Source organism: Streptomyces sp. NPDC046870, from assembly GCF_040704595.1.
GTDB classification, from domain to species: Bacteria; Actinomycetota; Actinomycetes; order Streptomycetales; family Streptomycetaceae; genus Streptomyces; species Streptomyces argyrophylli.
Window position 1 is genome coordinate 49,785 of record NZ_JBEYXM010000024.1, and the last position, 13,614, is coordinate 63,398.

At 73.7% G+C, this 13,614-nt stretch carries 10 protein-coding genes and 3 tRNA genes; 5 read left to right on the plus strand and 8 right to left on the minus strand.

The window, feature by feature from the left end:
* The first annotated feature begins 56 nt into the window (after positions 1-56).
* The 5 genes from AB0946_RS33765 (at position 57) to AB0946_RS33785 (ending at position 8,778) form a co-directional block, all read left to right on the plus strand.
* Positions 57-2,387: a DNA polymerase III subunit gamma and tau gene (locus AB0946_RS33765; protein WP_366764491.1), complete on the plus strand. Its 2,331-nt coding sequence runs from the start codon at positions 57-59 to the stop codon at positions 2,385-2,387.
* A gap of 103 nt (positions 2,388-2,490) precedes the next feature.
* Positions 2,491-3,756 (plus strand): phosphoribosylamine--glycine ligase, encoded by a 1,266-nt coding sequence (gene purD / locus AB0946_RS33770; protein WP_366764492.1) that lies wholly within the window; start codon positions 2,491-2,493, stop codon positions 3,754-3,756.
* Positions 3,757-4,043: 287 nt separating this feature from the next.
* Positions 4,044-6,038, plus strand: coding sequence for a hypothetical protein (locus AB0946_RS33775; RefSeq protein WP_366764493.1), 1,995 nt, complete (start codon positions 4,044-4,046; stop codon positions 6,036-6,038).
* Between the two features lie 236 nt (positions 6,039-6,274).
* Positions 6,275-7,774 (plus strand): N,N-dimethylformamidase beta subunit family domain-containing protein, encoded by a 1,500-nt coding sequence (locus tag AB0946_RS33780; RefSeq protein ID WP_366764494.1) that lies wholly within the window; start codon positions 6,275-6,277, stop codon positions 7,772-7,774.
* Between the two features lie 104 nt (positions 7,775-7,878).
* Entirely contained in the window at positions 7,879-8,778 is a 900-nt protein-coding gene (locus AB0946_RS33785) for a phosphoribosylaminoimidazolesuccinocarboxamide synthase (RefSeq protein ID WP_366764495.1), read from the plus strand.
* A gap of 44 nt (positions 8,779-8,822) precedes the next feature.
* On the opposite strand, the gene AB0946_RS33790 is transcribed toward AB0946_RS33785, so the two are convergent.
* The 8 genes from AB0946_RS33790 to AB0946_RS33825 all read right to left on the minus strand — a co-directional run bounded on the left by AB0946_RS33790 (position 8,823) and on the right by AB0946_RS33825 (position 13,371).
* Positions 8,823-8,895, minus strand: a tRNA-Gly gene (locus AB0946_RS33790).
* Positions 8,896-8,918: 23 nt separating this feature from the next.
* Positions 8,919-9,533, minus strand: a complete 615-nt coding sequence (locus AB0946_RS33795; protein WP_366764496.1) for a response regulator transcription factor — start codon at positions 9,531-9,533, stop codon at positions 8,919-8,921.
* Entirely contained in the window at positions 9,530-10,792 is a 1,263-nt protein-coding gene (locus tag AB0946_RS33800) for a histidine kinase (RefSeq protein ID WP_366764497.1), read from the minus strand. Before AB0946_RS33800 ends, AB0946_RS33795 begins: the two co-directional genes overlap by 4 nt.
* Before the next feature lie 16 nt (positions 10,793-10,808).
* On the minus strand, positions 10,809-11,597 hold the full coding sequence (locus tag AB0946_RS33805) for an ABC transporter permease (protein ID WP_366764498.1): 789 nt from the start codon (positions 11,595-11,597) through the stop codon (positions 10,809-10,811).
* Positions 11,594-12,532: an ABC transporter ATP-binding protein gene (locus AB0946_RS33810; RefSeq protein ID WP_366764499.1), complete on the minus strand. Its 939-nt coding sequence runs from the start codon at positions 12,530-12,532 to the stop codon at positions 11,594-11,596. The genes AB0946_RS33805 and AB0946_RS33810 overlap by 4 nt, the downstream gene beginning before the upstream one ends.
* Positions 12,533-12,661: 129 nt before the next feature.
* Positions 12,662-12,734, minus strand: a tRNA-Gly gene (locus AB0946_RS33815).
* Between the two features lie 80 nt (positions 12,735-12,814).
* Positions 12,815-12,886: transfer RNA gene (locus tag AB0946_RS33820), tRNA-Gly, on the minus strand.
* Between the two features lie 167 nt (positions 12,887-13,053).
* The gene (locus AB0946_RS33825) at positions 13,054-13,371 is read right to left on the minus strand and encodes an Lsr2 family protein (RefSeq protein ID WP_171154906.1); all 318 of its coding nucleotides are present in this window, start codon (positions 13,369-13,371) and stop codon (positions 13,054-13,056) included.
* Positions 13,372-13,614: the final 243 nt, after the last annotated feature.

The window sequence follows — 13,614 nt, forward strand, 5'->3', positions numbered from 1 at the left end:
CGGGCGTGGATCCCGGGCGGGGCCGGTTGTCAGTGGGCCCCATTAACCTCGTATGCGTGTCGTCTCTCGCGCTGTACCGCCGCTATCGCCCGGAGACCTTTGCCGAGGTCATCGGGCAGGAGCATGTCACCGACCCGCTGCAGCAGGCGCTGCGGAACAACCGGGTCAACCACGCGTACCTGTTCAGCGGTCCGCGCGGATGCGGCAAGACGACCAGCGCGCGCATCCTGGCCCGCTGCCTGAACTGTGAGCAAGGTCCCACCCCGACGCCCTGCGGCGAGTGCCAGTCCTGCCGCGACCTCGCGCGCAACGGACCCGGGTCGATCGACGTCATCGAGATCGACGCGGCCTCTCACGGTGGTGTGGACGACGCCCGTGAGCTGCGCGAGAAGGCCTTCTTCGGTCCCGCGAGCAGCCGGTACAAGATCTACATCATCGACGAGGCCCACATGGTCACGTCGGCCGGTTTCAACGCGCTGCTCAAGGTCGTCGAGGAGCCGCCCGAGCACCTGAAGTTCATCTTCGCGACCACCGAGCCCGAGAAGGTCATCGGGACCATCCGCTCGCGGACCCATCACTACCCGTTTCGGCTGGTGCCGCCCGGCACCCTGCGGGACTACCTCGGCGAGGTGTGCCAGAAGGAGGACATCCCGGTCGAGGACGGCGTACTGCCGCTCGTCGTGCGCGCGGGCGCCGGCTCCGTGCGGGACTCCATGTCCGTCATGGACCAGCTCCTCGCCGGCGCCGGGGCGGACGGTGTGACGTACGCCATGGCCACCTCCCTCCTCGGCTACACCGACGGCTCCCTGCTCGACTCCGTCGTGGAGGCCTTCGCCACCGGTGACGGAGCCGCCGCCTTCGAGGTGGTCGACCGGGTCATCGAGGGCGGCAACGACCCGCGCCGCTTCGTCGCCGACCTGCTGGAGCGGCTGCGGGACCTGGTGATCCTCGCCGCCGTGCCCGACGCCGTGGAGAAGGGGCTGATCGACGCCCCGGCCGACGTCCTGGAGCGGATGCAGGCCCAGGCCGAGACCTTCGGCGCCGCCGAGCTGAGCCGCGCCGCCGACCTGGTCAACGAGGGCCTGACCGAGATGCGCGGCGCCACCTCGCCCCGCCTCCAGCTGGAACTGATCTGCGCCCGCGTCCTGCTGCCCGCCGCCTACGGCGACCAGCGGTCCCTGATGGCGCGGCTCGACCGCCTGGAGCGCGGTGTCGGCTTCTCCGCCGGCGCGGGTGCGCCGGCCATGGCGTACGTCCCCGGTCCCGAGGCCCACGCCGGCGCTCTCGCACCGGGTGCCGGTCCGGGTGCCGGTGCCTCGTCCGTGCCGTCCGGTGGAGGGCCCGCGGCGGCTCGCGCGGCGGTCCGGGCCGCGGGACCGGCCGGGCCCGGTGCGCCCGCCGCGGTTCCGGCCGGTCCGGGCGGCCCCTCCGGTCCGGCGGGACCGGGTGAGCCGGCTGCGGTCGCCCCGGCGGCTCCGGCGCCCGCGCCCCCCGCCCCCGCCCCTGCGCCCACGCCCGCCGCCGCTCCCGCCGCCCAGGCTCCGGCCGCCCCCGCTCCCGGCGCCTGGCCCACCGCCGCACCCGCCGGCGGCGGCCGACGCCCCGGTGGCTGGCCGACGGCCACCACTCCGGGCGCCGGGCAGGGGCCGAGCCAGGGTGCCGGGCAGGGACAGGGCCCCGGCCGCGCGGCCCCGGCCCAGCCCCAGCCGGCCCCGTCCGCGCCGCCTGCCGCCCCGGCCCCGGCGCCCCAGGCTTCGGCCCCGGCCGCCCCCGTCGGCGGCCTCGACCCGCGCGCGCTCTGGCCGAACATCCTGGAGGCCGTCAAGAACCGCCGCCGCTTCACCTGGATCCTGCTCAGCCAGAACGCCCAGGTGACCGGCTTCGACGGCACGACCCTCCAGCTCGGGTTCGTGAACGCGGGCGCGCGTGACAACTTCTCCGGCAGCGGCAGCGAGGACGTGCTGCGGCAGGCACTGGCCGAGCAGTTCAACGTGCAGTGGAAGATCGAGGCGGTCGTCGACCCGTCGGGCGGCGGCTCCGCCCCACCGGTCGCGGGCGGCTACGGCGGAGGCGGCGGCTACGGCGGCCCTCCCGCCGGTGGCCACGGCGGCTCCCCCGGCGGCGGTGGCTACGGCGCCCCCGCCGCACCCCGCCCCGGAGCCTCCCAGCCGTCCCCGCCGCCCTCCGCCGCCCCGCAGAGCGGCACCCCCGCCCCGCCCGCCCCGGCACCCCGGCCCGCAGCCGCGCCCGAGCCGCCGCCCGTCTCCCCCGAGGACGACATCCCGGAGGACGACGACCCCGATCTCGACGAGTCGGCGCTCTCCGGCCACGAGCTGATCGTGCGGGAGCTGGGGGCCACGGTGGTCGAGGAGTTCTCCAACGAGTGAGGGCCGCGGTGCACGGGGAACGGCCGGGAACGGGCTCCCTTTGGAGGAAAGTCCAACAAACCCGGCGCCCGGGCTTCGGCGACCTTGCCATTAGGCTGACCCCGTGAAGGTCCTCGTCATCGGCAGCGGCGCCCGCGAACACGCCCTGTGCCGCTCCCTGTCCCTCGACCCCGACGTCACCGCGCTGCACTGCGCCCCCGGCAACGCCGGCATCGCCGAGGTCGCCGAGCTGCACCAGGTCGACGCGCTCGACGGTGCCGCGGTGACCGCGCTGGCCACCGGCCTCGGTGCCGACCTGGTCGTCGTCGGCCCGGAGGCCCCGCTGGTCGCCGGTGTCGCCGACGCCGTCCGCGCCGCGGGCATCCCGGTCTTCGGCCCCTCCGGGGAGGCCGCGCAGCTGGAGGGGTCCAAGGCCTTCGCCAAGGACGTCATGGCGGCGGCCGGCGTGCCGACCGCCCGGTCCTACGTCTGCACCACCGCCGAGGAGGTCGCCGAGGCCCTCGACGCCTTCGGTGCCCCCTACGTCGTCAAGGACGACGGTCTCGCCGCCGGCAAGGGCGTCGTCGTCACCCCCGACGTCGAGGCCGCCAGGGCGCACGCGGCCGGGTGCGAGCGCGTGGTGATCGAGGAGTTCCTCGACGGCCCCGAGGTGTCCCTGTTCGCCGTCACCGACGGCGAGACGGTCGTGCCGCTCCAGCCCGCCCAGGACTTCAAGCGTGCCCTGGACGGCGACGAGGGCCCGAACACGGGCGGCATGGGCGCGTACTCGCCGCTGCCGTGGGCCGACCCGAAGCTGGTCGACGAGGTGCTGGAGACGGTGCTCCAGCCGACCGTGGACGAGATGCGCCGCCGGGGCACGCCGTTCTCCGGGCTGCTCTACGCCGGTCTCGCGATCACCTCGCGCGGGGTCCGGGTCATCGAGTTCAACGCCCGCTTCGGCGACCCGGAGACCCAGGTCGTGCTGGCCCGGCTGCGGACCCCGCTGGCCGGTGTCCTGATGGCCGCCGCCACCGGCAACCTCGCCGACCTCCCGCCGCTGCGCTGGAGCGAGGACGCGGCCGTCACCGTCGTCGTCGCCTCGCACAACTACCCGGGCACCCCGCGCACCGGCGACCCGATCACCGGTCTGGACGAGGTGGCCGCCGAGGACGCCCCGCACGCGTACGTGCTGCACGCCGGCACGAAGCGGGACGGCGACGCGGTCGTCAGCGCGGGCGGACGCGTGCTGTCCGTCACGGCCACCGGCCAGGACCTGTCCGAGGCGCGCGAGCGGGCGTACCGGGCGGTGGACCGGATCCGGCTCGACGGCTCGCAGCACCGCACCGACATCGCGGCGAAGGCCGCCCAGGAGGCGCGGACACAGGCGTGACCACGCCGGTACGGCTCCCTCGTACCGCCCCTCGCACCCCCTTGAGGCCCCGGAGGCGATCCGGGGCCTCATCTTTGCTTTCTGTCACCCAGCTCTGACCAAAGCCATTCCATCGAGTGAGCAATCGCCCATATGGCTGACGGGGGCCGGGGCCCCAACTAGGGTGCCGCGCAAGCGTTCCGGCACTTGGCCCACCGGCATTGCGATGTCAGTGGCGGGTGCCACAGTGGGGGAGTGAGCAAGACCAGGGCAGCACGCGATCGCCAGGGAGGGGGCGAGATCGGCACGTGAGCGGAATCGGTGTGGAGGCGGGCGCGCAGGCCGCGCGCTCCCGGGCCGTCGCCGTGCTGCGGGTCCGGGGCCGGGCGCTGGCCGTGGCACTGCTGCCCGCGGGCACCGAGGTGATCCTGCTGACCGGCGTCTCCACCGGCCGTCTCGTCGGCCCGGGCTGGGACGCCGCCCGCTGGGTCGTCGGCGTGCTCGCGGCGCTGGTCCTGCTGGCCGCGGCCGGTATCGCGGTGGTCGTGGCCCGGGCCCGCCCCGCCATGAGTCCCACGGTGCCGATCCCGGAGGGGTCCGCCCCCGACCTGTACCGGATGGTGCGCGACCTCGCGGACCGGCTGGACGTGCCGGTGCCCTCGGCCATAGCGCTCACCCCGGACTGCGACAGCTGGCTGGAGGACCGGGCCCATTCGGCCCACGGGCCGCCCCCGCGTCCGGCGCCCGACGAGATAGCGGACCCCGGCCGTCGCCGGACCCCGGTCGCACCGGTCCTCGTCATCGGCTCCCCGTTCCTGTGGTGGATGCGCGTGGGTGAGCTGCGCGCGGTCCTCGCCCCGGTCATCGCCGGTACGGGGCCCTCGGCGCACCCGGACATAGCCGCCGCCCGCCGCTTCGTGCGCGGGCTGGACGCGGCCGTGGCCGTCGCCTCGGACAGCGGCCGCGGTCCGCTGACCCGCGGGGTGTGCGCCGCCCTCGGCTGGGTGGCCCGGCTGCTGCTGCGCGGCTGCCGGGAACACGCCACCCAGATGGAGCGCGGGGTGGCGGCGGCGGCCGCCGAGCGCGCCCAGACGGTGGACTACGGCCTGCGGATCGTCGCCCAGGAACAGGTCGGTCTCGCGTACGCCGGCTGGGACCGGCTGCTGACCAGGGTGGCGTTGCCGGCCTGGCGCATGGGGCGCTGGCCGTCCCGGCTCGACGCGGGGGTGGTGGCGGCGCTCACCGAGCTGGCCCGCCGGGACCGGCTCGCCGAGGGCTTCGCCTCCCGGCTCGGCGAACGGCCCGCGTGCGATCTCCTGGAGGAGCCCGGCGTGGTCGACGAGGCCACCTCCCTCCTCGCCGCCCGGCTCTTCCACGGGGGTCCCGCCGAGCCGGGCCCCGACTGGGCGCCGGTGGACTGGCAGGCGTACCCGGAGGAGGTCGTGGACCGCACCTGGCGCGCCGAAGCCGCCCGTCTGCACCGCGTCCTGGACACGCTGGGCGTCCGCCCCTCCCTGGACCCCGAAACCCCCGACCCCGGCGGCCCCACCCTGGCCCGGGTCCTGGACCACCTCACCGCCACGGCCGACGGCGAGGTCTGGGGCACGGTGGACGACGACCCGGAGGCGGGCGCCCCGTATGCCGGGTCCGGCGGCCCTTCCACGGCGGCCGACGCGATGGCTTCCGGGGCTGACGCCGCCGGTACAGGGGCTGCGGACGCCCCGGCCACCGCGGCCGGTGCTTCCGGAGCCGACGGCTCCACTCCCGGTGCCACGCGCGCCTCGGTCCCCGGCCCCTCCGGTCCCCGGGCCGCCGGCCATGCCGACACCGCCCCCGTCACTCCGGAGCCCGGGCCCCCGCTCCCCTTCGGGGAACCCGGGGAAGAGGAGGACCCCACCACCGAGCGCAGTGCCGCTCTCGCCGCCGGGCTGAGCGCCGAACTGGCCCGGGAGGAGGCCGCCGTGGTGGACGGAGACGCCGGGGGACGGCGGACGCCCGAGAGTGCCGAGTGGGACGACTTCGCCTGCGGGCTGCCCCCCTTCCCGCTGCAACCCCAGCGCACCGCCCGCGAACTGCTCGCCGAGCACGTCACGGCGATGGTGTGCTGCGCGGCCGTGGACACCGCCGGCGCCGTCCCCGCCCTGGACTGGCTGGACGGCCCCTCCCTGCTGCTGGGCGGTGAGCGGGCCGCCGACCTGGCGCCCAAGGTCCTCACCCTCATCGAGGAGGGGGACCCGGGTCCCCTGCGCGACTGGCTGGCCGCGTCCGGCATACGCCCCGAGAAGCCCGTACGCCTCGTCTGACCGGACGGTGAGCCGGTCCGCCCGAGCCGCCCCCGTACCGGAAAAGCGACTTCCAGTTCAGGTCAATTCACAACGACTAGTGACCGTCCCCGTGCGTTATGTGATGTGCTGGGACCGACCACGCCTTTGGCAAGGGCACGCGACATACGACAGTACGGCCGAGCACACCGAGCACAGCGAGACCAGTGAGCACCGGCGAGACAGGCACGGGGGCCTGATGAGGGAGGGGAGCGACCATGGCCTCGGACCACATCCGCCGCTGGGAGTCCGGAGCACTCGCGCACGCCGTCACGGACCCCTTCGGTCAGGGCCCGGTGCCCTGGCTGCGCGGCAGTGAGACGTACTTCGACGACACCGGCCACGTCGTGCCGTGGTACGTCGACCCCAGCCCGCAGCAGCTCACCGGCGGCGACCGCGCACGCGTCCCGGCGCCGCGCGCGTCCGGGTCCGGCCCCCGCTCCGCGGACGATGTGCACCGCCAGATCAAGGGCTTCACCTCGAACGGCGCGGTCGCGCCCGGCGAGGCGATCGACTTCCACGTCACGGTCGACCCGCCGCAGCAGTTCAGCGTGGACATCTACCGCATCGGCCACTACAGCGGCGACGGCGCGTCCAAGATCACCACCAGCCCCCGCCTCTCCGGTATCGTCCAGCCCCCGCCGCTGGCCGCCGATCGCACGGTCTCCTGTCACCACTGGTGGCTGTCCTGGCGCCTCCAGGTGCCCTCCTACTGGAGCATCGGCGCCTACGTGGCCGTCCTGACCACCGCCGACGGCTACCGCTCCCACGTGCCGTTCACGGTCCGCGACGACCACCCCGCCGACCTCCTGCTGCTGCTGCCGGACATCACCTGGCAGGCGTACAACCTCTATCCGGAGGACGGCCACACCGGCGCCAGCCTCTACCACGCCTGGGACGAGAAGGGCCGGCTGCTGGGGGAGGCCGACGCCGCGACCACCGTCTCCTTCGACCGGCCGTACGCCGGCGCCGGCCTGCCCCTGCACGTCGGCCACGCCTACGACTTCATCCGCTGGGCCGAGCGCTACGGCTACGACCTCGCCTACGCCGAGGCCCGTGACCTGCACGCCGGCCGGATCGACCCCACCCGCTACCGGGGCCTGGTCTTCCCGGGCCACGACGAGTACTGGTCGGTGCCGATGCGCCGGGCCGTCGAGGACGCCCGCGACCGTGGCACCTCGCTGGTCTTCCTCTCCGCCAACACCATGTACTGGCAGGTGGAGCTGGGCCCGTCCCCGTCCGGTGTCCCCGACCGGCTGTTGACCTGCCGCAAACGCAAAGGTCCCGGACGCCCCGTGCTGTGGCGGGAGATCGACCGGCCCGAGCAGCAGCTGGTCGGCATCCAGTACGCGGGCCGGGTCCCCGAGCCGCATCCGCTGATCGTCCGCAACGCCGGCCACTGGCTGTGGGAGGCGACCGGCGCCCACGAGGGCGACGAGATCCCGGGTCTGGTCGCCGGTGAGGCGGACCGTTACTTCCCGCGCACCCCACTGCCCGAGCACGACGAGCGCATCCTCCTCGCCCACTCCCCCTACACCGACAACGACGGCGTCCCGCGCCACCAGGAGACATCGCTCTACCGCGCCCCGTCCGGTGCCTGGGTGTTCGCCTCCGGCACCTTCGCCTGGTCCCCGGCCCTGGACCGTCCCGGCCACGTGGACACCCGGGTCCAGCGCGCCACGGCGAACCTGCTGGACCGCATCTGCAAACGCGACTGACACCGCGCTCCCCGGTCCCGGCGCCCGGACCCGCACCCCCGGGCGCGCCCTATCACCCCCATACGGGAGAATCGAGGCATTGGACAGAACCACGGGGAGGAACCGTGTCCGGATTCGTAGAAAAGCCCGAGCCGATCGAGGTTCCGGGCCTGGTGCACCTGCACACCGGGAAGGTGCGGGACCTGTACCAGAACGAGGCGGGCGACCTCGTGATGGTCGCCAGTGACCGCATCTCCGCCTACGACTGGGTGCTGCCCACGGAGATCCCCGACAAGGGCCGTGTCCTCACCCAGCTCTCCCTGTGGTGGTTCGACCAGCTCCGCGACCTCGCCAGGAACCACGTCGTCAGCACCGAGGTGCCCGAGGGCGCCCCGGCCGACTGGGCGGGCCGCACGCTGGTCTGCAAGTCCCTGAAGATGGTCCCGGTGGAGTGCGTGGCCCGTGGCTACCTCACCGGCTCCGGCCTCGCCGAGTACCAGCAGTCCCGTACGGTCTGCGGCCTCGCCCTCCCCGAAGGCCTCGTCGACGGCTCGGAACTCCCCGCCCCGATCTTCACCCCGGCCACCAAGGCCGAGGTCGGCGAGCACGACGAGAACGTCTCCTACGAGGAGGTGGCCCGCCAGGTCGGCGCCGAGACCGCCGCCCAGCTGCGCCAGGCCACGCTCGCGGTGTACTCGCGCGCCCGGGACATCGCCCGCGACCGGGGGATCATCCTGGCCGACACGAAGTTCGAGTTCGGCTTCGAGGGTGACACCCTCGTCCTCGCCGACGAGGTCCTCACCCCGGACTCCTCCCGCTTCTGGCCGGCCGACCAGTGGCAGCCGGGCCGCGCGCAGCCGTCGTACGACAAGCAGTTCGTGCGGGACTGGCTGACCTCGCCGGAGTCCGGCTGGGACCGCAGGAGCGAGCAGCCCCCGCCGGCCCTGCCGGAGGAGGTCGTGGCGTCGACCCGGCGGAAGTACGTGGAGGCGTACGAGCGGCTGACGGGCACCAGCTGGTCGTAGGGCATGAAGAAGACCCCGGTCCAGTGGACCGGGGTCTCATCCCGAGCGGACGACGAGGCTCGAACTCGCGACCTCAACCTTGGCAAGGTTGCGCTCTACCAACTGAGCTACGTCCGCGTTGCGCCGTGGCGCGAGAGCAACTATACCCAACCTCGCTCGCGTGCGAGACGCACTGCCGTGTGACGGTTCTCGGCGCCGAGCTTCGTGACCGCCGAGGAGAGGTAGTTCCGCACGGTTCCCGGTGACAGCCCGGCCCGCTCGGCTATCTCCGCGACCGGCGCCCCGTCGGTGGCGAGCTCCAGCACCTCGGCCTCGCGCGCGGTCAGCGGCGAGTCCCCGGCGGAGATCGCGTCGGCGGCCAACTCCGGGTCCACGTAGCGGTTCCCGGCGTGCACGGTGCGGATGATCTCGGCGAGCCGCCGGGCGCTGACGGTCTTCGGGACGAACCCGCGCACACCGGCGGCCAGTGCGCGTTTCAGATGCCCGGGCCGGCCGTGCCCGGTGACGATGAGCACCTGGCAGCCGGGCAGTTCGGCACGCAGGGATGTGGCGACGCTCACACCGTCGGTGCCGGGCATCTGGAGGTCCAGGATCGCGACGTCGGGCTGGTGCGCCCGGGCCATGGCCAGCGCCTCGGGCCCGCTCGCCGCCTCCGCGACGACCAGCAGATCGTCCTCCAGGGAGAGCAGGGCGGCCAGCGCGCCCCGGATCAGGTGCTCGTCGTCGGCGAGCAACAGGCGTACCGGTGCGCTCACCGGGCGACTCCTCTCACATCGGTCACGGACTCCGCAGAGCCCAGGGGCACTTCCGCCACCAACCGGAACCGGTCCCGGCCGGCTCCGGCGAATCCGGCCTCCAACGTCCCGCCCACGGCGGCCAGCCGTTCCCGCAGTCCGGCCAGTCCCGATCCGCCGCCACCGTCGGCCGCCACGGCGCCGTCGTTCTCCACCGTCAGCACCGCCAGCCCCTCGCGCACCGTCAGTCCCACCGCGCAGTGGCCGGCGTCGCCGTGCCGCAGCACGTTGGTGGTGGCCTCGCGCACCACCCAGCCGAGCGCGGACTGCACCTCCGCGGGCAGCCCGCCGGTCTCCGCGCGGACCTCGCAGTCGATCCCCGCCGCCGTCAGCACGCCCTGCGCACCGGCGAGTTCCACACCGAGGTCGGCCTCGCGGTAGCCGCGGACGACGGCCCGCACCTCCCGCTGGGACTCCTGGGCGATGCGCTGCACCTCGATCATCTGCTCCACGGCCTCCGGCCGCCCCCGCCGGGCCAGTTGCACCGCCAGTTCGCTCTTCAGGGAGATCACGGAAAGGTTCCGCCCCAGCACGTCGTGCAGGTCGCGCCCGAACCGCAGCCGCTCCTCGGCGACGGCGAGCCGGGCCTCCACCTCGCGGGCCCGTTCCGCCTCCCACAGCACGGCCAGGGTCCAGGCGCCGCAGCGGCAGGCGAGCAGCGAGAACACCGTCTGGAAGGCGACCATCACACCGGTCACGAGGATCCCGGCGCCGTCGGGGTCGGCGAGCCCGACGGCCCCCATGAGCAGCACCGCGAGCAGGGCCGCCGACCGCAGGAACACCCGTACCGGGACGGTGAGTCCGTAGACCACGCCGAACGGCAGCAGGGCGGCGCCGATCGCCAGCCGGACCGTCGCCTGGTCGGCCGCGTCCAGCGCGGCCAGGGCCACGAGCAGTGCCAGCACCAGCCCCAGCAGGACGGCCGGGACGCCGTGGGCCCCGGCCGGCAGCCGGGCGCGCCCCAGGTAGTGGTCGAGCGCGGGCCGGGTCAGCCGGTTCGAGGCCGCGCACTGCAGGGCCGTCACCAGGACGATCAGGGCGCCGAGGACGAGGGCCACGGGCCGGTGGCCGAGCCCGCCGACCAGGGGGAGCAGCAGCCAGCCGAGCGAGAAGAACCAGGTCGTGCCGTACCAGGTGACGACCGTGTACAGCTCGACCCGCTCCGCCTTGCTGCGCTCCCGCCAGTGCCGTTGCTGCCACCGCCGTATCCGCCCCACCACGCGCGTCCCCCGTCCCTCAGCGCCGGGGTTCCCACCGGAACCACCGCCGTACAGCAAACACCGCCACCACGGTCCAGGCCAGCGCGGTCGCGAGCGCGCCGAGCACCTCGTACGCGCTCGCCCCGCCGGTCCAGCCCGCCCGCACGAGCCGGATCGCGGGGGACAGCGGGAGCAGCTCGCAGACGGAGGCGAGCCTCTTGGGCATGGCCTCGGTGGGGAACGCGATCCCGGAGCCGGTCATCGACACGAACACCAGCGGGAGCGCGGTGACCTGACCGCTCTCCACGGTCCGGGTGACGGACGCGGTGAGGGCGGCGAGCGCGGCGCTCAGGACCAGTCCGGCCACCAGCCCCAGCAGGGTCAGGTAGGGCGCCCTGGGCGCCCCGGCGTCCAGCAGGACCGCGCAGCCGACGCCCAGCACCAGTGCCTGTGCCAGGCCCAGGGCGACGGCGGGCAGGGCGGTGCCGGCGAGGATCTCGGTGTCGGTGAGTTCGCCGGTGCGCAGCCGTTTGAGGACGAGTTCCTCGCGGCGGGCGACGTAGGCGTTGACGAGCGAGGTGTAGACGGCGAAGAGGAAGGAGAAGCCGATGGCGGCCGTGAGCATGGCCGTGCCGACGCTGATGCCCAGCTTGTGCAGGTCCAGCTGGTCGAGGGCCGGGCGCACGCTGAACGGCAGCGCGAGCGGTACGACGAGCGCGGTGAGGACGACCCCGCGGTTGCGGCCGAGGAGGGCCAGCTCGGCCCGCGCCAGCGCCCGCAGCCGCCGTACGGAGGGTGCCGGGGTGTGCGGGGTCGTGCCGCTCATGCCGCCGCCTCCTCGTCCCGGGCGATCCCGAGGAACGCCTCCTCCAGCGAGGCGGACCGCACGTCCAGGCCGCGCAGCTCGACACCGGCCCGCTCGGCCCAGACGAGGACGGCGGTGGCGGTCCGCTGGAGTTCGCGGGTGCGCAGTCGTACGACCCGGCCCTCGCTCTCGTGCCCGCAGACGCCGAGCTCGGCCAGGGGCGGCAGGTCGCCGGGGAAGTAGCCCTCGGGCAGTTCGAAGGACATGCGCGAGGGGCGGCCGGCGGTGACCTCGGCCGGAGTGCCGCAGGCGGCGATGCGGCCCTCGTGCAGGATGGCGAGCCGGTCGGCGAGACCCTCGGCCTCCTCCAGGTAGTGCGTGGTGAGCAGCACGGTGGTGTCCGCGTCGCGCAGCCGGCGCACCAGTTCCCAGGTGTCCCGGCGGCCCTCGGCGTCGAGACCGGTCGTCGGCTCGTCGAGGAACAGCACCTCCGGGTCGCCGAGCAGGGCGAGCGCCAGGTCCAGGCGCCTGCGCTCCCCGCCGGACAGCTGCTTGACCCGTACGCCCCGCTTGCCCGCGAGCCCGACCAGCTCCAGCACCTCCGCTTCCGGCCGGGCGCCGTTCGTGCAGCCGGCCCACATCCGCGCGGTCTCCGCCACGGTCAGCTCGGCGGGGAAGCCGCCTTCCTGGAGCATGACGCCGGTGCGGGGCCGTACGGCGGCCCGCTCACGGTAGGGGTCGTGGCCGAGCACCCGGACCCGGCCGGCGGCCGGCGCGGCGAGCCCTTCCAGCAGTTCGACCGTGGAGGTCTTTCCGGCTCCGTTGGTGCCCAGCAGGGCGAAGATCTCCCCGCGCGCCACGGAGAAGCTGATTCCGCGTACCGCCTCGAACCCGCCCCCGTAGACACGCCTGAGGTCGGTGACCTCGATCACGTGCTCGTGTCCGTCGATGTCCATGACACCAGCGTCCCGGCGGGCCGCGCCGGCCGGCAGTGCGCGGTGTCACGGTTCGGCATGACACATGTCAGAGGTGCCCCACCGGGTACACGAAAAGACCCCGGTCCGGTGGACCGGGGTCTCATCCCGAGCGGACGACGAGGCTCGAACTCGCGACCTCAACCTTGGCAAGGTTGCGCTCTACCAACTGAGCTACGTCCGCACTGCTGCCGATCGGCTCCCACCGATCGGTGCGAGCACCAGCCTACCTGATCCACAAGCGTGGTCGTGTCGGCGGTGCAGAGCGGGTGACAGGAATCGCACACTGCGCCTTCCCCCTGGAAGGGGGATGTTCTACTACTGAACTACACCCGCACGGTCCTCGGGATCCGGCCCGTCGGCCTCGCCCCTCGGCGTGTCCCAGACATTAGCTGATCAGCAGGGGGGTAGCGCAAGTCGGCTCCTCCCGAGGTCCCGAATGCCCCAAGTGCACGGTCCCCAGGGCTCTCTGACGGACCCTGGGGACTCGCCCCTTCGCGGGCTCACTGCGCGGCGCTGAACGCCTCGTAGACCTTCTTCGGGATGCGCCCGCGGGCGGGGACGTCCATCTTGTTGGCCTGGGCCCAGGCGCGGACGGCCGCCGGGTCGGGGGCGACCTCCGTCTGCTTGTACGCCTTGCCGGACCGCGACCGCTTGCGGCCGGCCTCGACGTAGGGGGCGAGCGCCTCGCGGAGTTTCTCGGCGTTGCTTTCGTTCAGGTCGATCTCGTACGACTTGCCGTCGAGTCCGAAGGCGATCGTCTCCGCCGCTTCCGAGCCGTCGATGTCGTCAAAGAGAGTGACCACGACCTTTTGCGCCACGAATAATCGGTCCCTTCGTGCAGCACGTCGTTACAGCTCAACGCCGACGACGTGCCGAGTATCGGCTATTGCCAATTCATTTGTACAGTGCCCGGCAATGCAAAGTGAAGCCCGACTAAATCCGTCCGCGCGTCCGGGTGCAATAGGTGCCGCGGACGGACTGTGGAACTTTCCCAGAACTTTTCGCGGGTGGGTGGCTTCGACACCCGATCGTGATGCGCCTCACGTACTTTCCTCCAACTC